Annotated in this window: 17 protein-coding genes; 5 read left to right on the forward strand and 12 right to left on the reverse strand. The window is 70.5% G+C overall.

Features of this window, described 5'->3' with window-relative positions; translation table 11 throughout:
- Positions 1-5 precede the first annotated feature (5 nt).
- On the forward strand, positions 6-1,307 hold the full coding sequence (locus ACO2TI_RS14060) for a Glu/Leu/Phe/Val family dehydrogenase (protein WP_423285143.1): 1,302 nt from the start codon (positions 6-8) through the stop codon (positions 1,305-1,307).
- Positions 1,308-1,413: 106 nt separating this feature from the next.
- On the opposite strand, the gene ubiA is transcribed toward ACO2TI_RS14060, so the two are convergent.
- The 6 genes from ubiA to recG all read right to left on the reverse strand — a co-directional run bounded on the left by ubiA (position 1,414) and on the right by recG (position 9,609).
- Positions 1,414-2,301 carry a 4-hydroxybenzoate octaprenyltransferase gene (gene ubiA, locus ACO2TI_RS14065; RefSeq protein ID WP_423285145.1) on the reverse strand — a complete coding sequence of 296 codons (888 nt, stop codon included), beginning with the start codon at positions 2,299-2,301 and terminating at the stop codon, positions 1,414-1,416.
- A 57-nt stretch (positions 2,302-2,358) separates the two neighbouring features.
- The gene (locus ACO2TI_RS14070) at positions 2,359-2,856 is read right to left on the reverse strand and encodes a Dps family protein (RefSeq protein WP_423285147.1); all 498 of its coding nucleotides are present in this window, start codon (positions 2,854-2,856) and stop codon (positions 2,359-2,361) included.
- Between the two features lie 186 nt (positions 2,857-3,042).
- On the reverse strand, positions 3,043-5,202 hold the full coding sequence (katG, locus tag ACO2TI_RS14075; RefSeq protein ID WP_423285149.1) for a catalase/peroxidase HPI: 2,160 nt from the start codon (positions 5,200-5,202) through the stop codon (positions 3,043-3,045).
- 185 nt (positions 5,203-5,387) lie between these two features.
- Positions 5,388-6,311: a LysR substrate-binding domain-containing protein gene (locus tag ACO2TI_RS14080; RefSeq protein WP_423285151.1), complete on the reverse strand. Its 924-nt coding sequence runs from the start codon at positions 6,309-6,311 to the stop codon at positions 5,388-5,390.
- 89 nt (positions 6,312-6,400) lie between these two features.
- On the reverse strand, positions 6,401-7,534 hold the full coding sequence (locus ACO2TI_RS14085; RefSeq protein ID WP_423285153.1) for a CaiB/BaiF CoA transferase family protein: 1,134 nt from the start codon (positions 7,532-7,534) through the stop codon (positions 6,401-6,403).
- A complete protein-coding gene (recG, locus tag ACO2TI_RS14090) occupies positions 7,531-9,609 on the reverse strand; it encodes an ATP-dependent DNA helicase RecG (RefSeq protein WP_423285155.1) in 2,079 nt (692 codons plus the stop codon). Before recG ends, ACO2TI_RS14085 begins: the two co-directional genes overlap by 4 nt.
- A gap of 75 nt (positions 9,610-9,684) precedes the next feature.
- Between recG and queA the strand changes: the two genes are divergently transcribed.
- Positions 9,685-10,758 (forward strand): tRNA preQ1(34) S-adenosylmethionine ribosyltransferase-isomerase QueA, encoded by a 1,074-nt coding sequence (gene queA / locus ACO2TI_RS14095; RefSeq protein ID WP_423285157.1) that lies wholly within the window; start codon positions 9,685-9,687, stop codon positions 10,756-10,758.
- Positions 10,759-10,937: 179 nt separating this feature from the next.
- The gene (locus ACO2TI_RS14100; protein WP_423285158.1) at positions 10,938-11,333 is read left to right on the forward strand and encodes a c-type cytochrome; all 396 of its coding nucleotides are present in this window, start codon (positions 10,938-10,940) and stop codon (positions 11,331-11,333) included.
- 12 nt (positions 11,334-11,345) lie between these two features.
- Here the strand turns inward: ACO2TI_RS14100 and ACO2TI_RS14105 are convergent, their stop codons facing one another.
- The 3 genes from ACO2TI_RS14105 to ACO2TI_RS14115 form a co-directional block, all read right to left on the reverse strand.
- Positions 11,346-12,038: a Fe2+-dependent dioxygenase gene (locus ACO2TI_RS14105; RefSeq protein WP_423285160.1), complete on the reverse strand. Its 693-nt coding sequence runs from the start codon at positions 12,036-12,038 to the stop codon at positions 11,346-11,348.
- Between the two features lie 19 nt (positions 12,039-12,057).
- Positions 12,058-14,343 (reverse strand): TonB-dependent receptor, encoded by a 2,286-nt coding sequence (locus ACO2TI_RS14110; RefSeq protein WP_423285162.1) that lies wholly within the window; start codon positions 14,341-14,343, stop codon positions 12,058-12,060.
- A 139-nt stretch (positions 14,344-14,482) separates the two neighbouring features.
- Entirely contained in the window at positions 14,483-15,187 is a 705-nt protein-coding gene (locus tag ACO2TI_RS14115; protein ID WP_423285164.1) for an energy transducer TonB, read from the reverse strand.
- A gap of 110 nt (positions 15,188-15,297) precedes the next feature.
- Between ACO2TI_RS14115 and tgt the strand changes: the two genes are divergently transcribed.
- Positions 15,298-16,425 carry a tRNA guanosine(34) transglycosylase Tgt gene (gene tgt, locus ACO2TI_RS14120; RefSeq protein ID WP_423285166.1) on the forward strand — a complete coding sequence of 376 codons (1,128 nt, stop codon included), beginning with the start codon at positions 15,298-15,300 and terminating at the stop codon, positions 16,423-16,425.
- Between the two features lie 44 nt (positions 16,426-16,469).
- Here tgt and ACO2TI_RS14125 read toward each other — a convergent pair whose 3' ends face one another.
- Positions 16,470-18,407 carry an MFS transporter gene (locus tag ACO2TI_RS14125; protein WP_423285168.1) on the reverse strand — a complete coding sequence of 646 codons (1,938 nt, stop codon included), beginning with the start codon at positions 18,405-18,407 and terminating at the stop codon, positions 16,470-16,472.
- Positions 18,404-19,672 carry an amidohydrolase family protein gene (locus tag ACO2TI_RS14130; protein ID WP_423285170.1) on the reverse strand — a complete coding sequence of 423 codons (1,269 nt, stop codon included), beginning with the start codon at positions 19,670-19,672 and terminating at the stop codon, positions 18,404-18,406. Before ACO2TI_RS14130 ends, ACO2TI_RS14125 begins: the two co-directional genes overlap by 4 nt.
- A 154-nt stretch (positions 19,673-19,826) precedes the next feature.
- Between ACO2TI_RS14130 and ACO2TI_RS14135 the strand changes: the two genes are divergently transcribed.
- On the forward strand, positions 19,827-20,570 hold the full coding sequence (locus tag ACO2TI_RS14135; protein ID WP_423285172.1) for an XRE family transcriptional regulator: 744 nt from the start codon (positions 19,827-19,829) through the stop codon (positions 20,568-20,570).
- A gap of 6 nt (positions 20,571-20,576) precedes the next feature.
- Here the strand turns inward: ACO2TI_RS14135 and ACO2TI_RS14140 are convergent, their stop codons facing one another.
- Entirely contained in the window at positions 20,577-22,496 is a 1,920-nt protein-coding gene (locus tag ACO2TI_RS14140; protein WP_423285174.1) for a PhoX family protein, read from the reverse strand.
- Positions 22,497-22,518: the final 22 nt, after the last annotated feature.

Consider the following 22,518-nt stretch of genomic DNA (forward strand, 5'->3'; position numbering starts at 1 on the left):
CAAGCATGACCGCTGCCCATCCGCACAACGGCGCGCAAAGCTCGCTGTCCTACGTCTCGCCGTCGCCGACCAGCCCCTGGGGCACCTATCTCTCGCAGGTCGATCGCGTCGTTCCCTACCTGGGCCCGCTGGCCAAATGGACCGAGACGCTCAAGCGCCCCAAGCGCGCGCTGATCGTCGACGTGCCGATCGAGATGGACGACGGCAGCGTGCAGCACTTCGAGGGCTTTCGCGTCCAGCACAACCTCTCGCGCGGCCCGGGCAAGGGCGGCGTGCGCTACCACCCCGACGTCACGCTCGAAGAAGTGATGGCGCTGTCGGCGTGGATGACGGTCAAGTGCGCCGCGGTGAACCTGCCGTACGGCGGCGCCAAGGGCGGCATCCGCGTCGATCCGAAGCAGCTCTCGCTCAAGGAGCTCGAGAAGCTCACGCGCCGCTACACCAGCGAGATCGGCATCATCATCGGGCCGCAGCGCGACATCCCGGCGCCGGACGTCAACACCAACGGCCAGATCATGGCCTGGATGATGGACACCTACTCGATGAACACCGGCGCCACGGCGACCGGCGTCGTCACCGGCAAGCCAATCCACCTCGGCGGCTCGCTGGGTCGCGTCAAGGCCACCGGCCGCGGCGTGTTCGTCACCGGCCGCGAGGCCGCGCGGCGCCTGGGCCTGAAGCTCGACGGCGCGCGCGTCGCGGTGCAGGGCTTCGGCAACGTCGGCGGCTCGGCGGCCGAGCTGTTCGCGCAGGCCGGCTCCAAGATCGTCGCGGCGCAGGACCACACCGGCACCATCGTCAACAAGAACGGCTTCGACCTCGCCGAGCTGGTGCCCTACGTCAAGGCCAATGGCGGCGTCGGCGGCTTCCCCGGCGGCGATGCAATCGACAACGAATCGTTCTGGGACGTCGACTGCGACATCCTGATCCCGGCCGCGCTCGAGGGCCAGATCAGCGCCGCGCGCGCCAACCGCATCAAGGCCAAGCTGGTGCTCGAAGGCGCCAACGGCCCGACGGTGCCCGAGGCCGACGACATCCTTGCCGGCCGCGGCGTGCTCGTCGTGCCCGACGTGATCTGCAATGCAGGCGGCGTGACGGTCAGCTATTTCGAGTGGGTGCAGGACTTCTCGTCGTTCTTCTGGACCGAAGACGAGATCAACGTGCGGCTCGACAAGATCATGGTCGACGCACTGAAGAAGATCTGGGACACCGCCGATCGCCACAAGATCACGCTGCGCACGGCGACCTTCGCGGTCGCGTGCGAGCGCATCCTGATCGCGCGCGAAGAACGCGGCCTGTACCCCTGAGGACACGGAGCCCCCACGCTCACTGCGTTCGCTGCCCCCGAGGGGGCCCCGGCCGCTGGGGAGCGGCCCGGCGCGGCCTCGTGTGCGCTGGCTCTGGGGGCCCCGACTACTTCAGCCACAGGTCGACCACGACGCCCGCGAACACCGCGAAGCCGACCCAGTGGTTCAGCCGGAAGGCCTTGAAGCAGCCTTCGCGGCTGCGCTCGCGGATCAGCGTCCAATGCCAGGCCGCCTGCGCCGCGGCGCTGGCGATGCCCAGCAGGAACACGGGGCCCAGGCCGCGTGAGAGGCCCAGCGCCATCCAGCTGACGAGATAGACCCAGTAGAAGGCCATCACGCCGATCACGTCGAAACGGCCGAGCGTGATGGCCGACGTCTGGATGCCGATCTTCAGGTCGTCGTCGCGGTCGACCATCGCGTACTCGGTGTCGTAGGCCAGCACCCAGAACAGGTTGCCGACCAGCAGCGCCCAGGCAAGCGCCGGCACCGTGCCGCTCACCGCGGCAAAGGCCATCGGGATGCCGAAGCTGAACGCGACGCCCAGCACCGCCTGTGGCATCGAGACGAAGCGCTTCGCATACGGGTAGACGATCGCGATCGCCAGTGCCGGGAACGACAGCGCGATCGTGATCGCGTTGGTCGTCAGCACGAGGCCGAAGGCCGCCAGCGCCAGCACCGCGCCCAGCGCCAGCGCTTCCTTGACCGGCAGCGCGCCGCTGGTGACGGGCCGCTGCGCGGTGCGCTTGACGTGGCGGTCGAACTCGCGGTCGGCGACGTCGTTGACGCAGCAGCCGGCGCTGCGCATCAGCACCGTGCCGAGCGTGAACACGGCGATCAGGTGCCAGCCCGGAAAGCCGCCGGCGGCGATCCACAGCGCAGCCAGCGTCGGCCACAGCAGCAGCAGCCAGCCGGCCGGGCGGTTCCAGCGGATGAGATCGAGGTAGAGCGAGAGCCGCGAACGCGGCGAGGGCGAGGGGGCGGAGGCGGCAGTCACGCGGGGATTATCCCGAGTGCTCTCCCTCCCGCTTGCGGGAGAGAGCTGGAGCGCAGATCACTCTTCCAGCAGCGAACGCAGCATCCACGCGCTCTTCTCGTGGATGTCCAGGCGCTGCGTCAGGAGATCCGCCGTCGGCTGGTCGTCGGCCTTGTCTGCGAGCAGAAACACCGCGCGCGCGGTGCGCGCCACGCCTTCATGACCCTCGACGAGGATGCGCACCATGTCCATCGCCTTCGGCGGCTCGGCCGGCGCGTCCTTCAGCGAGCTCAGGCGACCGAACTGGCCGTAGCTGCCCGCGGCCGGAAAACCCAAGGCACGGATGCGCTCGGCGATCGGGTCGACGGCGTTCCACAGCTCGGTGTACTGGGCCATGAACATCGCGTGCAGCGAGTTGAACATCGGCCCGGTGACGTTCCAGTGGAAGTTGTGCGTCGTCAGGTACAGCGTGTAGGTGTCGGCGAGCAGGGCGTTGAGGCCCTTGGCGATCGCGGTGCGGTCCTTCTCGCCGATGCCGATGCTGATCGGCATGCCGGCGGACTTGTTCTTGGCCATGGCGGACATCTCCTGTGAGGGTGATCACGATGAACGCGGCGATGCTAGCCGAGCACCGCCGCGTCCTCGTTCGTCAGGCCGCCGCCGCCAGGTGCGCCAGATCGGCCAGCTGGGCCAGCCCGACGAGCGCGCCCATCGCGAAGATCGCCAGTCCCACGGTTCGTCTCATGGCCGTGCTCCTGTCGTTCAGGCGAGGTCGAAGCGGTCGAGGTTCATCACCTTGACCCAGGCCGCGACGAAGTCGCGCACGAACTTCTGCTTCGCATCCGCGCTCGCGTACACCTCGGCCAGCGCGCGCAGCACCGAGTTCGAGCCGAACACGAGGTCGACGCGCGTCGCGGTCCAGCGCGCCTCGCCGGTCTTGCGGTCGCGGCCTTCGTAGAGGCCGCCCACCGGCTTCCACTCGGTGGCCATGTCGAGCAGGTTGACGAAGAAGTCGTTCGAGAGCACGCCGGGCCGCTGCGTGAGCACGCCATGCGTGCTGCCGCCGCTGTTGGCGCCCAGCACGCGCAGGCCGCCGACCAGCACCGTCATCTCGGGCGCGGTGAGCGTCAGCAGCTGGGCCTTGTCGACCAGCAGGTGCTCGATCGGCTCGCCGTCCGGGCCCTTGTAGTAGTTGCGAAAGCCGTCGGCCACCATCTCCAGCACGGTGAAGGACTCGATGTCGGTCTGCGCCTGCGTCGCATCGACGCGGCCCGGCGCGAACGGCACCTCGACGTCGACGCCGGCCGCCTTGGCCGCCTGCTCGATGCCCACGCCGCCACCCAGCACGATCAGGTCGGCCAGCGAGAGCTTGCCCGAGGCCTTCTGGACGTCTTCGAGCACCGCCAGCACCTTGGCCAGCTCGCCCGGCGTGTTGGCCTCCCAGTGCTTCTGCGGCTCGAGGCGGATGCGCGCGCCGTTGGCGCCGCCGCGCTTGTCGCCGCCGCGGAAGGTCGAGGCCGAGGCCCAGGCCGTCGACACGAGCTGCGCGACGCTCAGGCCGCTGGCCGCGATCCGGGCCTTTGCATCGGCGATGTCGGCGGCAGTGGGCTGGTGCGTGGCCGCGGGCAGTGGGTCTTGCCAGATCAGCTCTTCCTTCGGCACTTCGGGGCCGAGGTAGCGCGCGCGCGGACCCATGTCGCGATGCGTGAGCTTGTACCAGGCGCGCGCGAAGGCATCGGCAAAGGCCTGCGGGTTGTCGCGGAACTTGCGCGAGATCTTCTCGAAGCCCGGATCGAGCCGCAGCGTGAGGTCAGTGGTGAGCATCGTCGGGCGATGCTTGCGGCTCGGGTCGTGCGCGTCGGGAATGATCTCCGGCGCGTCCTTGGCGACCCACTGCTTCGCGCCGGCCGGCGAGGTGGTCAGCTCCCATTCGTACTTGAACAGGTGCTCGAAGAAGTCGTTGCTCCAGCGCGCCGGCGTGGTCGTCCAGGTGACTTCCAGGCCACTGGAGATGGTGTCGCCGGCGTTGCCTTTGCCGTAGCTGCTCATCCATCCGAGGCCTTGCGCCTCGAGCGGCGCGCCCTCGGGCTCCGGGCCCTTGAACGACTCGGCCGCGGCGCCGTGCGCCTTGCCGAAGGTGTGGCCGCCGGCGATCAGCGCCACGGTCTCCTCGTCGTCCATCGCCATGCGCCCGAAGGTGATGCGGATGTCCTTGGCCGCGGCCACCGGGTCGCCGCTGGCGTTCGGGCCCTCCGGGTTCACGTAGATCAGGCCCATGTGGGTGGCGCCCAGCGGCTGGTTCAGGTCGCGCTCGCCGCTGAAGCGCTGGTCATCGGCCAGCCAGCTGATCTCGCTGCCCCAGTTGACGTCGGCGTCGGGTTCCCAGACGTCCTCGCGGCCGCCGCCGAAGCCGAAGGTGCGAAAGCCCATCGACTCCAGCGCGACGTTGCCGGCCAGGATCAGCAGGTCGGCCCAGGAGATCGCCTGCCCGTACTTCTGCTTGATCGGCCACAGCAGGCGGCGCGACTTGTCGATGTTGACGTTGTCCGGCCAGCTGTTGAGCGGCGCGAAGCGCTGCTGGCCGCGGCCGCCGCCGCCGCGTCCGTCGGCGGTGCGATAGGTGCCGGCGGCGTGCCAGGCCATGCGCACGAACTGCGGACCGTAGTGCCCGAAGTCGGCTGGCCACCAGTCCTGCGAGTCGGTCATCAGCGCGAGCAGGTCCTTCTTCAGCGCGTAGTAGTCGAGCTTCTTGAAGGCCTCGGCGTAGTCGAACTGTTCACCGAGCGGGTTGGACTTGCTCGAATGCTGGCTCAGCAGGTCCAGCCGCAGCTGGTTGGGCCACCAGTCCTTGTTGGCCGTACCGCTCGCGGCGGCGTGGTGGAACGGGCACTTGGCTTCGGCGGATGCAGCGGGCTGGGACATCGGCGGCTCCTCTTTTGCAAGGGATGACATGGGTTGATAGCCGACAGCTTAGAAGTGCCGCAAGCCGATAGCAAATTGCCTATTCCTAGGCTGTCGATAGCACCGGCCGGCGCGTCGTCGATTCAAACGCCGATGGGGGGCGCCTGCAACAGGCCGAAGGAGGGACGGCGCCTTGTCCGAAAGGCTCAGGCCGTCAGCCGCGCCACGCCGGGCAGCTCGCAGGCGTAGACCGCGTTGCGCAGCGCCGCGATCGCCTCGTAGCGCGTGAAGGTGCGCCGCCATGCCAGCACCACGCGGCGCGTCGGCGCCGGGTCGGTGAAGGGGATGTAGCGCAGGTGCGGCTGCGGCTCCTTGGGCACCGACAGCTGCGGCACCACGGTGACGCCCATCCCCGAAGCCACCATGTGCTTGATGGTTTCCAGCGACGAACCCTCGAAGCTCTTGCGGATGCCCTCGGCATCGCTCGAGAAGCGCGCGAACTCGGGGCAGACCTCGAGCACGTGGTCGCGAAAGCAATGACCGGTGCCCAGCAGCAGCATGGTCTCCTGCTTCAGCTCGGTCGACGAGATGCTCTCGCGCTTGGCCAGCGGGTGCGAGGCCGGCACCGCGACGACGAAGGGCTCGTCGTACAGCGGCGCGATTGCCAGCCCGGTGTCGGGGAAAGGCTCGGCCATGATGGCCGCGTCGAGCTCGCCCGTGCGCAGCATCTCGAGCAGCTTGACGGTGAAGTTCTCCTGCAGCATCAGCGGCATCTGCGGGAACAGCTCGATCGCGTGCTTCACCAGGTCGGGCAGCAGATAGGGCCCGATCGTGTAGATGATGCCCAGGCGCAGTGCGCCGGCCAGCGGGTCCTTGCCGCGCTTGGCGATCTCCTTGATCGCCGAGGCCTGCTCGATCACCGACTGCGCCTGGCGCACGATGTCCTCGCCCAGCGGCGTCACCGAGACCTCGTTGCTGCCGCGCTCGAAGATCTTGACGTCCAGCTCTTCCTCGAGCTTCTTCACCGCGACGCTGAGCGTGGGCTGCGAGACGAAGCAGGCCTCGGCCGCGCGGCCGAAGTGCTTCTCGCGGGCCACGGCGACGATGTAGCGCAGTTCGGTCAGGGTCATGGCTGCTGATCGGCGGGCCACCCGCCCCAGACGGCGACTCGATTGCCTGAGACGATGGATGGTGAGAGGGCGATTGTGCGCCTGAGCCTTCAGCTGCGCCAGCGCAGGGCCGGGCCGGCGAGCCGGCGCAGGCCTTCGCCCGCATCCGCGCCGCCCGCACCGAACAGGGCGGTGGCCGCGTCGAGCACGGGCGTGACGCAGCAGTCGGCCGCGGCCAGTCGGGCCAGCCAGGCGTCGCGCGGCGCGGCCGCGAAGTGGGCCGCGACCTCGCCGATCAGCTGGCGCGCCGCGGCGCTGCCGGGGGCCTCGCCCAGGCTCCAGTGGCGCGATCGCCAGGCGGCTTGCCCGAGCGCGTCGCACAGCGCCTGCCAGAACTTCAGCTCGAGCGCACCGACCGCGAGCCAGGCGCCGTCGGCGCAGCGGTAGAGCTGGTAGCAGGCAACGCCGCCGTCGAGCAGCGAGGCACCGGGCGCCGGCGCCGGATCGGCGAGCAGCGCGTCGATGCCGGCGAACACCAGGTGCTGGCGCACCGCGTCGGTCATCGAGACGTCGACCCAGCCGCCGCGCCCGCGCGTGAGGCCGCCGACGATGCCGGCGAGCGTGCCGATGGCCGCGCTCTGCGCGCCGCCGAGCAGGTCGGCGATCTGCAGGTGGCAGATCGCGGGCGTGCCGTCGGCCGCGCGGGTCTGGTCGATCACGCCGGCGAGCGAGAGGTAGTTGATGTCGTGGCCGGCCGCCAGGCGCAGCGGCCCGTCCTGGCCGTAGCCGCTGATGCTGGCGAGCACGATGCGCGGATTGATCGCCGCGAGCGCCGCGTAGCCGAGGCCGAGCCGCTCCATCACGCCGGGGCGAAAGCCTTCGACGACCGCATGCGCCTCGGCCACCAGCGCGCGCAGCGAGGCGAGGTCGGACTCGCGCTTGAGATCCAGCGCGAGGCGGCGCTTGCCGGCGTTGACCACCTGATAGAAGGCCGAGGTCTCGCCGTGGCGCGGGCCCATGCCGGCTGCGTCGTCGCCCGGCGTACCGCCGGCCATGGGCGGCTCGATCTTCAGCACCTGCGCGCCAAGATCGGCGAGGTAGCGGCAGGCCATCGGGCCCGGCAGCAGGCGCGAGAGGTCGAGGATCCGCAGGCTGGCCAGCGGCGCCTGCGGCGGCGGCGACGACCAGTCGGTCGCGATCGGTCGTGCGCGCTCCCACGCATCGGTCCAAGGGGAGGTCGTCATGCCTTCAGGTACTCCTGCTTGCCGCCCAGCCAGCGCTCGATGTGCGCGCGCGCCGCGGCCGGATGCTGCGCGAGCAGCGCGGGCGCGACGCGCCTCGCCTGCATCAGCAGCGCGTTGTCCTCGGCCAGATCGGCGAAGCGCAGCAGCGCCGAGCCCGACTGCCGCGCGCCCATGAACTCGCCCGGACCGCGAATCTCCAGGTCGCGGCGCGCGATCTCGAAGCCGTCGGTGGTCTCGGCCATCGCGCGCAGGCGGTCCTTGCCGGTGGGCGACAGCGGCGCGGTGTAGAGCAGCACGCACACGCTCGCCGCGGCGCCGCGGCCGACGCGCCCGCGCAGCTGGTGCAGCTGCGAGAGGCCGAAGCGCTCGGCATGCTCGATCACCATCAGGCTCGCGTTCGGCACGTCGACGCCGACCTCGATCACCGTGGTGGCGACCAGCACGCTCATCTGGCCGCCCGCGAACAGGCTCATCGCCGCGGCCTTCTCGGCCGCCGGCATGCGCCCGTGCAACAGGCCCACCATCTGGTCGGGCAGCGCCGCACACAGCTGCTGGTGCGTCTCGGTGGCGTTGCGCAAATCGAGCGATTCGCTCTCCTCGATCAGCGGGCAGACCCAGTAGACCTGGCGGCCGCGCGCGACCTCGTCGCGGATGCGCGCGATCACCTCGTCGCGGCGGTGGTCGGCGAACAGCTTGGTGACCACCGGCGTGCGCCCGGGCGGCAGCTCGTCGATCGTGCTGACCTCGAGATCGGCGAAGTAGGTCATCGCCAGCGTACGCGGGATCGGCGTCGCGCTCATCATCAAGAGGTGCGGCTCGAGCCCGGCGCGCCCGAGCTTGCGGCGCAGCTCCAGGCGCTGCTGCACGCCGAAGCGGTGCTGCTCGTCGACGATCGCGAGCCCCAGCTGGCGAAACTGCACGGTGTCCTCGATCACCGCATGCGTGCCCACCACGAGGCCAGCCTCGCCCGAGGCCACGCGCTCGAGCATCTTCGCGCGCGCCTTGCCCTTGACGCTGCCGGTGAGCCACGCGACGCCGATGCCCAGCGGCTCGAGCCAGCCGACCAGCTTGCGGAAGTGCTGCTCGGCCAGGATCTCGGTCGGCGCCATCAGCGCGCACTGCCAGCCGGCGTCGATCGCGACCGCGGCCGCGAGCGCGGCGACCACGGTCTTGCCCGAGCCGACGTCGCCTTGCAGCAGGCGGTGCATCGGCGCGGGCCTGGCGAGATCGCGCGCGATCTCCTCGGCGACGCGGTGCTGCGCGCCGGTCAGCGTGAACGGCAAGGCCGCGAGCAGCTTCTCGTGCAGGCCGCCGGTCGCCGCGCGCAGCGCCGGCGCGCGCAGCTTGGCGCGCTCGAACTGCGCTTGCTGCTGCGACAGCTGCTGCGCGAGCAGCTCCTCGAACTTGAGCCGCTGCCAGGCCGGATGGCTGTGGTCCTCCAGCGCTGCGAGGCTCGCGGCAGGCGGCGGGTGGTGCAGCACCGACAGCGCCTCCTTCAGCGACGGCAGGCCCGCCGGCACGGTGCCCGGCGGCAGCAGCTCGGCCAGCGGCGCGCGCGAGAAGGCGCCCTCGATCGCCTTGCGCAGATAGGCCTGCGGCAGCTGCGCGCTGGCCGGATAGACCGGCGTCAGCGTCGCGGCCAGCGGCGTGTCCTCGTGCACGGCCTTGAAGCTGGGGTGCACCATCTCCAGCCCGAAGAACCCGCCGCGCGGCTCGCCGCGCACGCGCACGCGCGCGCCGATCGCGAGCGTCTTCTGGTGCGAGGGATAGAAGTGCAGGAAGCGCAGCACCAGTTCGTCGCCGGCATCGTCTTCGATGCGCACGACGAGCTGGCGACGCGGTCGGAACTCGACGCGGCTGTCGCGCACCGTGCCCTCGACCTGCACGCTCTCGCCCGGGCGTGCCTGCGCGATCGGCGTCACGCGCGTCTCGTCTTCGTAGCGCAGCGGCAAGTGCAGCGCGAGGTCGATGTCGCGCACGAGGCCGAGCTTTTCCATCGCGCGCTGCGGCGCCGACTTCGCGGGCGCGGCGGCTTTGGGCTTGAGGGTCGGCTCGGCGCTGGCGTCGGGCGGCATGGAACAATTCTGCCTGCGGCCTCGGCCGCGCCCGCATGCCTCATTCACCCTCCAGGCCGGTCAAGCCTGCGTGTCATGACATCGCTTCCCACCGTTTCCCGAGACTGGACGACGGCCGACTTCGACTTCGCGCTGCCGCCCGAACTGATTGCCCAGCATCCCGCGCCCGAACGCAGCGCCTCGCGCCTGCTCGACGGCCGCGGGCCCGAACCGGTCGACCGTGTCTTCCGCGAGCTGCCCGCGCTGCTCGGGCCCGGCGACCTGCTGGTGTTCAACGACACCAAGGTGATCAAGGCGCGGCTGTATGGCCGCAAGGCCTCGGGCGGCGCGGTCGAGGCGCTGATCGAGCGCGTGCTTGCCGGCACGCACGAGGTCTGGGCCCACCTGCGCGCGAGCAAGTCGCCGAAGCCCGGCGCGCTGGTGCGTTTCGGCGACGACGAAGCCCACGCCTTCGATGCCGAGGTGCTGGGCCGCTGCGGCCCGGACGACGCGCTGTTCCACCTGCGCTTTCCGTCCGATCCCTTCGCGCTGCTCGAACGCTGCGGCCATGTGCCGCTGCCGCCATACATCACCCACGCCGACGAAGCCGACGACGCGAGGCGCTACCAGACCGTGTTCGCCGCCAAGCCGGGCGCGGTCGCCGCGCCGACCGCGGCGCTGCATTTCGACGAGGCGCTGCTCGCAGCGCTTGCCGCACGCGGCATCGCGCGCGCCGAGGTGACGCTGCACGTCGGCGCGGGCACCTTCCAGCCGGTGCGCGTCGAGCGGCTCGCCGAGCACCGCATGCACAGCGAGTGTTTCGACGTGCCGGCGGCCACCGTGGAGGCGATCGCGCGTACCCGCGCCGCGGGCGGGCGCATCGTCGCGGTCGGCACGACGACGCTGCGCGCGCTCGAATCGGCGGCACGCGGCGGCGCGCTCGCTGCCGGCGCGCGCGAGACCGACATCTTCATCACGCCCGGCTTCGAGTTCCGCGTCGTCGACCGACTGGTGACCAACTTCCACCTGCCGAAGAGCACGCTGATGATGCTGGTCAGCGCCTTCGCGGGCTACGAGCGCATCCGCGCGCTGTACGCGCATGCGGTGCGCGAGCGCTACCGCTTCTTCAGCTACGGCGACGCGATGCTGCTCGAGCGCGCACCGCGCTGACGTCGCGCCCAGCTGCGCCAGCCTGGAGCAAACGTTGCGAAGACAACATGGCGGCGCAGTCCTTCGCTGTGCCAGCCTGTGACTCATCAGCCGGTGCTTGACCGGCGTCAACGGCACATGGCGGCGCCTTCATATCGTGACCCTGACGATCGACATCTTCACCACGTCAGGAGCTTCACATGACCCATCGCCTTCATCTGCGCCGAATCCTGCTGGCTGCCGGCGCCGCACTGCCACTGGCCTCGGCACTGGCCGCCAGCGAGGATGCCGCAATGCTCAAGCTGGCCAGCAGCAGCGGCTGCATGAGCTGCCACCATGTCGAGCGCGGCGCCAAGGGCCCCGACGGCCTGCCGCCGGTGGGCCCGGCATGGCGCGACGTGTCGGCCAAGTACCGCGGCCAGCCCGAGGCCGAGGCGCGGCTGACGGCGACCGTGATGAGCGGATCCAACCCCTACGACAGCCACTGGAAGGGGCAGGCCAGCGGGCTCGCGATGCCGCCCAACCGCGTGGCGATCAGCGAGGCGGACGCGCGGCGGCTCGTGCACTGGATCGTCGGGCTCGAGCGCGGTCGCTGACCTTGACGCGCCTCAGGCGTCGGCCCACTGGCGCAGCAGGTTGTGATAAGTGCCGGTCAGCGCAACCAGTTCCGGCGTGTCGCCAAGCTGCTCGCGCAGCGCGACGAGGTTCATGTCCATCTCGTAGAGCAGGCGGCGCTGCTCGTCGCTGCGCACCATGCTCTCGATCCAGAAGAAGCTCGCCAGCCGCGCGCCGCGCGTCACCGGCTCGACGCGGTGCACGCTGGTGCCGGGATAGAGCACCAGGTCCCCAGCCGCGAGCTTGATGCGCTGCGAACCGAAGGTGTCCTCGACGACCAGCTCGCCGCCGTCGTAGCTCGAGGGCTCGGCGAGGAACAGCGTGCAGGAGACGTCGGTGCGCACGTGCGTGCCGCGATGCGGCCCGTGCTTGATCGTGCGCACCGCGTTGTCGATGTGGTTGCCGAACGCATTGGCCGCGCCGGCGTAGCGGTTGAACAGCGGCGGGAAGATCTTCTTCGGCAGGGCGGCCGCGAAGAACAGCGCGCTGCCGGCCAGCGCCTCCATCACGATCTCCTGCAGCTGCGCGGTGAGCGGATGGTCCTCGGCCAGCTGCTGGTTGTTCTTGACCTGGGTCGACTGGCTGCCGGCGGTCACCCGGCCGTCGCTCCACGGCGCTTGCGAGAGCAACGCCTGCGCTTTGTGGAGCGCGTGGCCGGTCAGGATGTTCGGAACGTGCAGCAGCATGATCGGCCCCGTCGGCGGGTCAGAACGTCGCGGTCGCGGTCAACTGCGCCGCGCGCGCCAGGCCCGGCACCGTGTGGCCGCGATAGATGCCGTCGGCGTAGTTCTTGTCGAACAGGTTGAACAGGTTCAGGCGCAGCGCATAGCGCTCGTGCACGTACTCGACCATGCCGTCGAACTTGACGTAGCCGGGCGCGGTGTTCGGCGAGGTCTCGGCCTGCGCCGGCTTGCGCGAGCTCATGCCGTCGGCGCCGATGCCCAGGCGCCATTGCGGCGCGATGCGGTACGCGACCCAGAGGTTGCCGGTGCGCCGCGGCGTCAGGCCGGGTTCGAGGCCCGTGGTGTCGTTCGCGGTGCCGGCCACCGAGGGCGCGGCGGCGTCGATGCGTCCGCGCATGTAGGCGAAGCCGCCGAAGACCTCGAGGTCCGGCGTCACGCGGCCGGCGCCTTCGATCTCGATGCCGTCGGTGTGGCGCTTGCCGTTGAGCAGGTAGGACTGGTTGGCGGTGTCGACGTCGGTGTTGCGCTCGTTGGTCTTCTCGGTGCGGAAGATCGCGGTGCGCAGCGACAGCGCGCCGTCGAGCGCGTCCCACTTGGCGCCGATCTCGAAGTTGCGGCTCTTCTCGGGCGGCGTGTTGGCGCTCAGCTGGGCGCTGTAGTTGCCGTAGGCGACGCGGCAGGCCTGGTCGACCGTGCCGCCGCAGTTCGCCGCGGCCCAGTCGGCGGGCGGATTGGTGGAGACGCCGAACTGGTAGAGGTCGCCGGTCGTGTTGTACGAGGTGCCCCACGACGCGTAGTAGGAGGAGCTCGCGCTCGGCTGCCACAGCACGCCCAGGCGTCCGCTGAGCAGCTCGTCGGTGCGGTCCCACGAGATCGGGAACGCGCTGTCGAGGTTCGTGTACTCGCCCTTGCTGGCGTCGTAGCGCACGCCGGCGACGATCTTCCAGGCCGGCGCGACCTGCAGCGTGTCTTGCGCATAGACGCCGACGTTGCGCGAGGTGAAGTCGACGCTGGGGGCCTTGGTGCGCGTGTCGTCGACCCGCACGAACGGGCCGGGCCGGCCGAAGGTCGAGGCGGGCTTGGCCGGCGTGCCGCTGTAGCTGTAGGTGGTGGTGTCCTCGTTCGAGAAGTCGGCGCCCACGGTGAACTGGTGCGCCAGCCCGAACCAGTTCGCGCGGCCGTTCACGTCGCTCTGCACGAACTGGTGATGGTCCTTCGCGGCGCGCGTCTGGTTGCCGAAGTTGACCGGCGTGGCGTCGTCGAGCGAGGCGCCGGCAGCGACCGCCGCGCGTGCCGTGGTGGCCCACAGGTCGCGCTTGTAGTGGCCGTCGCGCACGATGGTGCGCCACTCGGTGCCGCCTTCGAAGCGGTGCAGCCACGAGAAGGTGCCGTAGGTCGCCTGGTCCTTCTGGTAGTCGGACTCGAAGCCGTACCAGTGCTCGCGGGCCCGCTCGACCGGCCGGCCGTTGACCCAGCCGAAGCCGTAGTCGGGCACGTCGTCGTACTCGAGGTGATAGAGGCCCACCGAGAACTCGTCGCTGGTACCGATGCCCCAGCGGAAGGTCGGCGCGATGCCGGTGCGGTGCGTCTCGGGGCCGTTGCGGAAACTGTGCGCGTCGGTGCGCATCGCGTTGATGCGCAGCGCCGCGTCGTCGCCGGTCTTGATGTTGAAGTCGCCGGTCAGGCGGTAGTAGTCGTCGGTGCCCGCGGTGAAGGCCACCTCGCTTTGCGACATCAGGAACGGCTGCTTGCTGACCTGGTTGATCACGCCGCCGGTCGAGCCGCGGCCGAACAGCATCGAGGCCGCGCCGCGCAGGATCTCGACGCGGTCCTGGTTGAAGGTGTCGCGGTTGTACTGCGCGATGTCGCGGATGCCGTCCTGGTAGATGTCGCCGCGCGCGGAGAAGCCGCGCAGGCGGATCAGGTCACCGATGCCGCCGCCTTCGCCGGCTTCGAAGCTGATGCCCACTGCGCGGTGCAGCGCGCCGCGCAGCGTGTCGGCATTGGTGTCGTCCATCAGCTTCTCGTTGATGACCGTCAGCGACTGCGGCACGTCGCGCAGTTCCTGCTTGCCGCGGCCGATGCGCGTGGTCGTCGCCTGGTAGGCCTCCTTGCCCTGCGGCTCGGCCTCGCCCTTGACGACGACTTGCGGCATCACCGGCGCGGGATCGCTCGCGGCCGTGGCCGGCGGCGTGGCGGTCTGCTGGGCCCACGCGGCGTGCGCGAGTCCGAAGCCGGCGGCCAGCGCGCCCAGGGGCAGCAAGGCGCGGCGCGCCTCGGATCGACGGGATTGCTTCTTCTTCGTCATGTCGTCTTGCTCTCCAGGAAAGGTCTCGGATGGAAGCCGGGCCGGTCCGTGGCTGGCGCAAGACGAAGGCCGCGCGCGGCGGCCTTGAAGCGGGCTGGCGGGGACGCGCTGGGCGCGGGAATGGACGATCGGGCGCGCGTCACGAGCTGCGCCCGAGGCTGAACTGGATCGGCGCGAGCACCCACACGGCATGGGCCACGCCTTGCTCGACGTAAGGCACGAAGCGCGCAGCCAGCGCGGCCAGGCGCGCCGCCTCGTCGAGGCGGGCGAAGCCGGAGCTCTCGGCCACCAGCGCGTCGCGCGGGCGGCCCTTCTCGTCGACCAGGATCTTCACGACGACCGTGCCGACCTCGTTCATCCGCTTGGACAGCAGCGGGTAGGTCGGCGCCGGCGGCACCAGGTAGCGAACCGCCGTGACCGGCAGCACACGCGGCGCGGCCGGCGCGGGCTCGGCGGGTGGAGCGGGCGGCGGCGCCGGGGCTGGCGCGGGCGGCGCGACCTCGACGGCGATCGGCGGCGGCGGCGCCTCGGCGATGGTGACTTCGGGCGGCGGCACCTGGGCCTGCGGCGGCGTCGGCGCTGCGACCGCACGCACGGTCTTGCGCGGCTGGGGCGGCTGCTGGGGCGGATCGGGCGGACGCGGCAGCTCGGGCGCCGGCAGCAGCGCGACGAAGGTCTTGACCGGTGCCGCGACCGCCGGGATGCGGTTCACCGCCAGGACCAGCGCGGCCACGAGCGCCGCGTGCCCGGCGACGATGGCGAGCATCAGCGCCGGGTGGCGTTGGCGCGGCAGCGCCAGCGCGGCCGGGTGCGGGTCGAGGGGGGCGAAGGCGGGGCGGCTCATCGAATCTGCCTGCCGGTCCGTCGGCATGCGGGCCGCGATTCTAAGTGAGAATGATTCGCAGGCGCAAAGACATGCAAAGCCACGTGTGCCGGGCTGGCGACAATCGCGCCATGCTCCGATTCGAACTGCTCAAGACCGAAGGCCTGGCCCGGCGCGGCCGCCTCGCGCTCAACCACGGCGTCGTCGAGACGCCGATCTTCATGCCGGTGGGCACCTACGGCACGGTCAAGGGCGTGATGCCGCGCTCGCTCGACGAGATGGGCGCGCAGATCATCCTCGGCAACACCTTCCACCTGTGGATGCGCCCGGGCCTGGACGTGATGCGCCAGTTCGGCGGCCTGCATCGCTTCGAGGGCTGGAGCCGGCCCATCCTCACCGACAGCGGCGGCTTTCAGGTCTGGAGCCTGGGCGAGATGCGCAAGATCAGCGAGGAGGGCGTGAAGTTCGCGTCACCGGTCAACGGCGACAAGCTCTTCCTCACGCCCGAGATCTCGATGCAGATCCAGACGGTGTTGAACTCCGACATCGTCATGCAGTTCGACGAATGCACGCCCTACGAGACCAAGGGCCATGTCACGACCGAGAAGGAAGCGCGCGCGTCGATGGAGCTCAGCCTGCGCTGGGCGCAGCGCTGCCGCGCGGAATTCGAGCGGCTGCAAAACCCCAACGCGCTGTTCGGCATCGTGCAAGGCGGCATGTTCGAGCACCTGCGCGAGGCCTCGCTCGACGCGCTGGTGGCGATGGACCTGCCCGGCTACGCGATCGGCGGAGTGAGCGTCGGCGAGCCCAAGGAGGAGATGCTGCGCATCATGGCGCACACGCCTCACCGGCTGCCTTCGCACAAGCCGCGCTACCTGATGGGCGTGGGCACGCCGGAAGACCTGGTCGAAGGCGTGGCGCAGGGCGTTGACTTGTTCGACTGCGTGATGCCCACGCGCAATGCCCGCAACGGCCACCTGTTCACGCGCTTCGGCGACCTGAAGATCCGCAACGCGCGCCACAAGACCGACGAGCGGCCGCTCGACGAGAGTTGTGCTTGCTACACGTGTGCGAACTTCAGCCGCGCCTACCTGCACCACCTCGACCGCTGCGGCGAAATGCTGGGGCCGATGCTCACCAGCATCCACAACCTGCACTACTACCTGAACCTGATGCGCGAGGTGCGCCAGGCACTCGACGAAGGCCGCTTCGAGGCCTATCGCCGCCAGTTCGCCGCGGACCGCGCGCGCGGCGTCTGAGCGCCGGCGTTTCGGCGTTCAGCCCGGAACTTCAGCCCGGAACCTCAGCCCGGCACGCCGGCGTCGATCACCGACTGCACGCGCGCCTGCAGCGCCTGCGGCGTCACCTGCTGGGGCGCCAGCGCCGGCTCGGCGCGCAGCCCCACGCGCGACCACAAGCCGCGGCGAAACGGCTGCGTCATCGCCGCACCGCCCGCGCGCGAGAAGAACGAGCCCCACAGGTTGGTCAGCGCCAGCGGCACGACCGGCACCGGGTGCGTCTCGAGGATCTTCATCACGCCGCCCTTGAAGGGCTGCAGCGCGCCGTCGCGCGTGATCGCGCCTTCGGGAAAGACGAGCAGCAGCTCGCCCTCGTCGAGCGCGCGGCGCGCCTCGGCGAACGCGCGCTCGTAGGTCTGGGCGTCTTCGCTCTGCGGCGCGATCGGAATCGCCTTCGCGAGCCGGAAGATCCAGCCCAGCACCGGCGTCGCGAAGATGCGGTGGTCCATGACGAAGCGGATCGGCCGCGGGCTGGCCGCCATAAGCAGGATCGGATCGACGAAGCTCACGTGGTTGCACACCAGCAGCGCGGGGCCTTCGGTCGGGATGTGCTCGTCGCCGGCCACGCGAAAGCGGTACATCAGGCGCGAGACGATCAGCGCCAGGAAGCGCAGCAGGTACTCTGGCACCAGCAGGAAGATGTAGGCCGCGACCAGCGCGTTGAGCACGCCGGTGACGAGGAAGATCTGCGGAATCGTGAAGCCGGCCTTCAGCAGCGCGCCGGCCATCACGGCGCTGGCGATCATGAACAGCGCGTTGAGGATGTTGTTGGCCGCGATGATGCGCGCGCGATGCGTCGGCTGCGCGCGCAGCTGGATCAGCGCGTACATCGGCACGCTGTACAGCCCGGCGAACAACGCCAGCAGCCCGAGATCCGCCATCACGCGCCAGTGCGCCGCCGACTGCACGAACGCCGCCGCGCCGACGCCGGCGGCCGGCGTGAGGCCGCGCGTCGCGAGGTAGAGGTCGATGGCGAACACGCTCATGCCGATCGCGCCGAACGGCACGAGGCCGATCTCGACGTGGCGCCGGCTGAGCGTCTCGCACAGCAGCGAGCCGGTGCCGATGCCAACCGAGAACACGACGAGCAGCAGCGACGCGACCTGCTCGTTGCCGCCCAGCACGTCCTTCGCGAAGGCGGGGAACATCGACAGGAATACCGCGCCGAAGAACCACATCCACGAGATGCCCAGCAGCGAGCGGAACACGGCCAACTGGCCGTGCGCCAGCCTCAGGTTGCGCCACGTCTCCGAGACGGGGTTCCAGTTGATGCGCAGGCCCGGGTCGGTCGATGGCGACGGCGGCACGAACTGAGCGCTCGCGCGCCCGAGCACCGCGAGCGCCAGGCACGCGAAGGCCACGTAGTGCGGCCCCACCCCGGGCACGGCGATCAGCAGCCCGCCGGCCACCTGGCCGAGCAGGATCGCGACGAAGGTGCCCATCTCGACCATGCCGTTGCCGCCGGTCAGCTCGCGTTCGCTCAGGTGCTGCGGCATGTAGGCGAACTTGACCGGGCCGAACAGCGTGGAGTGCAGGCCCATCAGGAACACGCACGCCAGCAGCAGCGGCACGTGGGCGAACCAGAAGCCCGCGCCGGCGACGAGCATGATCGCGATCTCCAGCGACTTCACGAGCTGGATCACGCGCGTCTTGTCGAACTTGTCGGCCAGCTGGCCGGAGGTGGCCGAGAACAGCAGGAACGGCAGGATGAACAGCGCGCCGATCGCGAGGCCCGCCAGCGCGGGCGGCAGCCAGCTCACGTCGAGCTGGTAGGTCACCAGCACCGTGAACGCGAACTTGAACAGGTTGTCGTTGCCGGCGCCGAGGAACTGGGTCCAGAAGAAGGGCGCGAAGCGGCGTTCGCGCAGCAGCGCGAACTGGTTCGGGTGCGCGTCGTGCGGCGCGCGATCGCCGAGGCGGTCGTGCTTCTGAATGGCACTCATGCGATGGATCTCCTCCAGGGGGCCGAACCGTCGGCGACTGTAGACGAGGCGCTGTCGAAGTGGCGTGACGTGGCGAACACGGCCGGCGCGAATCCTGCCGCGCCGTCGCGCACGCGGCGCTTGAGCACCAGGTCGAAGAGCAGCGGATTGCGTGCGCGGATCTCGCGCAGCGGTGCGATGTCGGCCGCGTCGATCAGCCCGCGCGCCGCGAGCTGCAGCGGCGAGACGAGCGCCGTCACGCCGGGCAGTGGATGGTCTGAGCCATGCAGCAGCCGCGCGTGCCAATCGTCGCGCCGCAGCAGCGTGCGCGCGACCGCGGCGCTGCGGTTGACCTGCAGCACGGCGGACACGTCGGCCAGCAGGCGGTCGCGCCAGGCCGGCTCGTCCATCAGCCGCGCGAACAGCGAGAACGCGGGCACGGCCGGCGCCGATCGGCGGTCGGTGTCGAGCGCTTCGCCGAGCGAGGCCGCATGCGCGACGACCACGCGCACGCCGGCTTCGAGCGGCGCGCGCATCAGCAGCGGATTGCCGAAGGCCTCGCGATGCGCGCCCGGCACGGCCTTCTCCTCGCCGCAATGCACGACCAGCGGCACGCCGGTGCGCGCAAGCCGTGCGTAGTAGGGGCGGCAACGCGCGTCGAGCGGGTTGATGTTCATGGCGCTGGGCAGCCACTTCACCGCCATCGCGCCGTCGGCCAGCGCCGCGTTCAGTGCTTCGAGCGCGTCGTCGCGGTAGGGGTGCACCGAGGCGACCCAGCCGAAGCGCTGCGGTGCCGAGCGCGCCACCGCGGCGGCGTAGACATTGGGCACGTGGAAGGTGGACCAGGCGTCGCGTGGCCGCCCGGCGTCGTCGTGCGCGCGTTCGAACGCGAACAGCAGCCAGCGCGCGCCGACCGGAAAGTCGGCAGCCAGCGTGTTCAAACGCTCGACAAAGGCGCGGTCGACCGACGCCGCCTCGGGCGCCACGCCCGACGCGGCGAGGATGGCGCGCCGGCGCGTCCATTCGAGCGGATGCCACCACTGCTGCATCGCGGGATGGACCCGGCACCCCGAGCCGGAATCGCCGGTGCCCAGCAAGTGGGCGTGTGCGTCCCACAGCTGCGTGGCGTCGAGGCCGTGCAGCGCCTCGTGCACCAACGCGCGTGCCGCACTGCCGAGCGCTGGCGCCTCGGTCTCTTGCGCCGCCAGGCCGGTGAACAGGCCGCCGGCCAGCGCCGCGCCGCAACACAGCAGGTGCCGGCGAGTAAGCCCCGGAGCCCGACGCATTGAACCCTTCGATTCCATCGCATGCCCCTTGGGCTGTCGAACACGGCGCGCATGGTCGATGCGCATCGCCTTCGGTTCAACGTCGCTGTACGAGGAGGCGTCTCTCGGGCTGTCTGGTACCAATATTCGGTACTTGATGGCCTAGCATGGCGGCATGAGCACCACCGCCGATCTCGTCGATGCGTTGAAAGCCGAGCTCAAGTCGGCGCGCATCACCTACGCCGCGCTGGCGCCGAAGCTGGGCCTGGCCGAATCGAGCGTGAAGCGCATGTTTGCCAAGGGCGACATGCCGCTGTCGCGCATCGACCAGGTGCTGGGCGTGCTGAAGATGGACTTCGCCGAACTGGCGCGCCGCATCGCCGACGCGCAGCCGCAGCGATCCGAACTCACGCTCGAGCAGGAGCGCGCGATGGTGGCCGACCGCAAGCTGCTGCTGTTCGCGATCAGCTGCCTGAGCCAGTGGACCTTCGAGCAGATCCTGGCGACCTATCGCATCACCGAGGCCGAGGGCGTGCGCCTGATGGCCCGCCTCGACCGGCTCGGCGTGATCGAGCTGCGCCCGCTCAACCGCTATCGCATCAAAGTGGCCAAGACCTTTCGCTGGCGGCCCGACGGCCCGGTGATGCGCTACTTCCGCGAGCAGGTCGTGCCCGACTATTTCAATGGCGGCTTCGACGGCGAGGGCGACCTGCTGCTGCTGGTGCATGGCCAGGTCGGGCGAGCGCACGCGGCGCTGTTCAACGAGCGGCTCACCCGGCTGGCGCAGGACTTCGCGCAGCAGCACCTGGCCGACCAGAAGCTGCCGGCCGAGCTCAAGCGGCCGTTCACGCTGGTGATCGGCATGCGCTCATGGTTGTTCGCGGCGTTTCGCGACCTGCAGCGAGCACCCGTGCCCTGACGCGGATCAGGTCCCGATCACGCCGCCGTCGTCCTTCGTGATCACCACCGTTGCCGAGCGCGGGCGGCCGCCGTCGGGCCAGCGCGAGTAGCGCGCGGGCTGCGCCGGGTCGCTGCGCTCACTCGGGCTTTCGCCCGGATGCTGGATGTTGACGAACATCGTGCGCAGGTCGGGCGTCGTGATCACGCCGGTGACCTCGCAGCCGGCCGGGCCGACCAGGAAGCGGCGCACGACGCCTTGCGTCGGGTCGCAAGCCAGCATCTGGTTGTTGGGCAGGCGCGCGTAGTCGCCCTTGCCGAGCGTCGACGTGGACACGTCGGTCTGGATCCACAGCACGCCGCGCGGGTCGACCCAGATACCGTCGGGGCTGCCGAACGTGTCGCCCTTGACGTTGCCGCGGGCCTCGGCGCGCTCGTTGGCCGCATCGCCGGCGAGCACGAAGTGGGTCCATGCGAAGCGCGTCGCGTCGAGGTCGCCGTCCTCGCGCCAGCGCAGGATCTGGCCCATCGTATTGCTGGCACGCGGGTTGGCGGCATCGACGCCGGGCTGGCCGGCGGCGCCGCGCGCGCTGTTGTTGGTCAGCGTGACGTAGACCTCGCGGCTGATCGGGTCGACGGCGGTCCACTCGGGGCGGTCCATCTTGGTCGCACCCAGCAGGTCGCTGGCCTGTCGACTCTTGACCAGCACCTCGCCTTGCGACGCGAAGCCGTTGGCCGCGGTCAGCGGGCCCTCGCCATGCACCAGCGGCAGCCAGCGGCCGCTGCCGTCGGCCTCGAACTTCGCGACGTAGAGCGTGCCGTGGTCGAGCAGTTCGCGGTTGGCGGCCGCGCCGCCGGGCTTGACGGCATCGCGCGAAACGAACTTGTAGACGTACTCGAAGCGCGCGTCCTCGCCCATGTAGACCACGACGCGGCCGTCGCGGGTCTGCGAGCAGGCCGCGCCCTCGTGCGCGGCGCGGCCGAGCGCGGTGCGCTTGACCGGCGTGCTGGTGGGATCGAAGGGATCGATCTCGACGACCCAGCCGAAGCGGTTGAACTCATTGGGCTCGACGCGCGCGTCGAAGCGCTGCTCGTGCTCGTGCCAGCGGTAGAAGCCGCTGCCCTTCTTGAGGCCCCAGCGACGCTGGTGCGCGTCGGGCTGTTCGGGGCCTTCGAAGTAGTAGGCGAAGTTCTCCTCGCAGGCGAGGTAGGTGCCCCAGGGCGTGACGCCGTGCGAGCAGTTGTTGAAGGTGCCCAGCGCGCGCGTGCCGCCGGGGTCGGCCGCGGTGCGCAGCATCGGGTGGCCGGCGGCGGGGCCGGCGATGGTCATCGGCGTCGACGCGGTGATGCGACGCGCGTAGCGCGACGGCCGCACGAGCTGCCAGCCGCCCGATGCGCGCTCGATTTCGACCACCGAGACGCCGTGGGCCGCCATCGACTTGGCGACCTTCTCGGCACTCCAGTTCGCCATGCCGTCGGCATGCAGCAGGCCATCGTCGGTGTACTCGTGATTCATCACCAGCAGGCCGCGACGCGAGTCGCCGGGCTGCATGGGAAAGAAGTGCATGCCGTCGTGGTGCATGCCGGCCTGCACGGCCTGGTCGGCGGCGCTGTTCGACGCATCGGGCTTGAACTCGGGCATCGCGCCGGCCACGCCGACCGCGTCGCCCCAGCGGTAGAGCGCGCGCGCGGTGTAGCCCGGCGGCACGCTCAGCGTGTCGCTCGCGGTGGCGGGCATCGGCACGCTGGCAAAGCCGATCGAGCGGCCGAGGCCGGATGCCGGGCTGCCGCCCGATGCGCAGCCCGCGGCGAGCGGCGCGATCAGGCCGATCGCGCCAGCGCCGAGCGCGCCGCGCAGGATCACGCGGCGTGCCGGGTCCGACAGCTCGTGCACGCTCGGATTGGCCGAGCGGTTGCTGTCTTCCATCGTGCTGAAGTCCTTGGCCATCGATCGTCTCGCGTTAGAAGAA

This window comes from Caldimonas sp. KR1-144 (assembly GCF_049446155.1).
Classification (GTDB): domain Bacteria; phylum Pseudomonadota; class Gammaproteobacteria; order Burkholderiales; family Burkholderiaceae_C; genus Rivibacter.

Coding starts and splice junctions, on each gene's coding strand:
- ACO2TI_RS14105 (WP_423285160.1), bottom strand. CDS start 12,038: ATGCTGCTGCACGTTCCGAACATCCTGACCGGCCACGCGCTCCACAAA.
- tgt (WP_423285166.1), top strand. CDS start 15,298: ATGCTCCGATTCGAACTGCTCAAGACCGAAGGCCTGGCCCGGCGCGGC.
- ACO2TI_RS14085 (WP_423285153.1), bottom strand. CDS start 7,534: ATGACGACCTCCCCTTGGACCGATGCGTGGGAGCGCGCACGACCGATC.
- ACO2TI_RS14060 (WP_423285143.1), top strand. CDS start 6: ATGACCGCTGCCCATCCGCACAACGGCGCGCAAAGCTCGCTGTCCTAC.
- ACO2TI_RS14115 (WP_423285164.1), bottom strand. CDS start 15,187: ATGAGCCGCCCCGCCTTCGCCCCCCTCGACCCGCACCCGGCCGCGCTG.
- ACO2TI_RS14125 (WP_423285168.1), bottom strand. CDS start 18,407: ATGAGTGCCATTCAGAAGCACGACCGCCTCGGCGATCGCGCGCCGCAC.
- ACO2TI_RS14070 (WP_423285147.1), bottom strand. CDS start 2,856: ATGGCCAAGAACAAGTCCGCCGGCATGCCGATCAGCATCGGCATCGGC.
- ACO2TI_RS14130 (WP_423285170.1), bottom strand. CDS start 19,672: ATGCGTCGGGCTCCGGGGCTTACTCGCCGGCACCTGCTGTGTTGCGGC.
- ACO2TI_RS14100 (WP_423285158.1), top strand. CDS start 10,938: ATGACCCATCGCCTTCATCTGCGCCGAATCCTGCTGGCTGCCGGCGCC.
- ACO2TI_RS14110 (WP_423285162.1), bottom strand. CDS start 14,343: ATGACGAAGAAGAAGCAATCCCGTCGATCCGAGGCGCGCCGCGCCTTG.
- recG (WP_423285155.1), bottom strand. CDS start 9,609: ATGCCGCCCGACGCCAGCGCCGAGCCGACCCTCAAGCCCAAAGCCGCC.
- ACO2TI_RS14135 (WP_423285172.1), top strand. CDS start 19,827: ATGAGCACCACCGCCGATCTCGTCGATGCGTTGAAAGCCGAGCTCAAG.
- ACO2TI_RS14140 (WP_423285174.1), bottom strand. CDS start 22,496: ATGGCCAAGGACTTCAGCACGATGGAAGACAGCAACCGCTCGGCCAAT.
- queA (WP_423285157.1), top strand. CDS start 9,685: ATGACATCGCTTCCCACCGTTTCCCGAGACTGGACGACGGCCGACTTC.
- ACO2TI_RS14080 (WP_423285151.1), bottom strand. CDS start 6,311: ATGACCCTGACCGAACTGCGCTACATCGTCGCCGTGGCCCGCGAGAAG.
- katG (WP_423285149.1), bottom strand. CDS start 5,202: ATGTCCCAGCCCGCTGCATCCGCCGAAGCCAAGTGCCCGTTCCACCAC.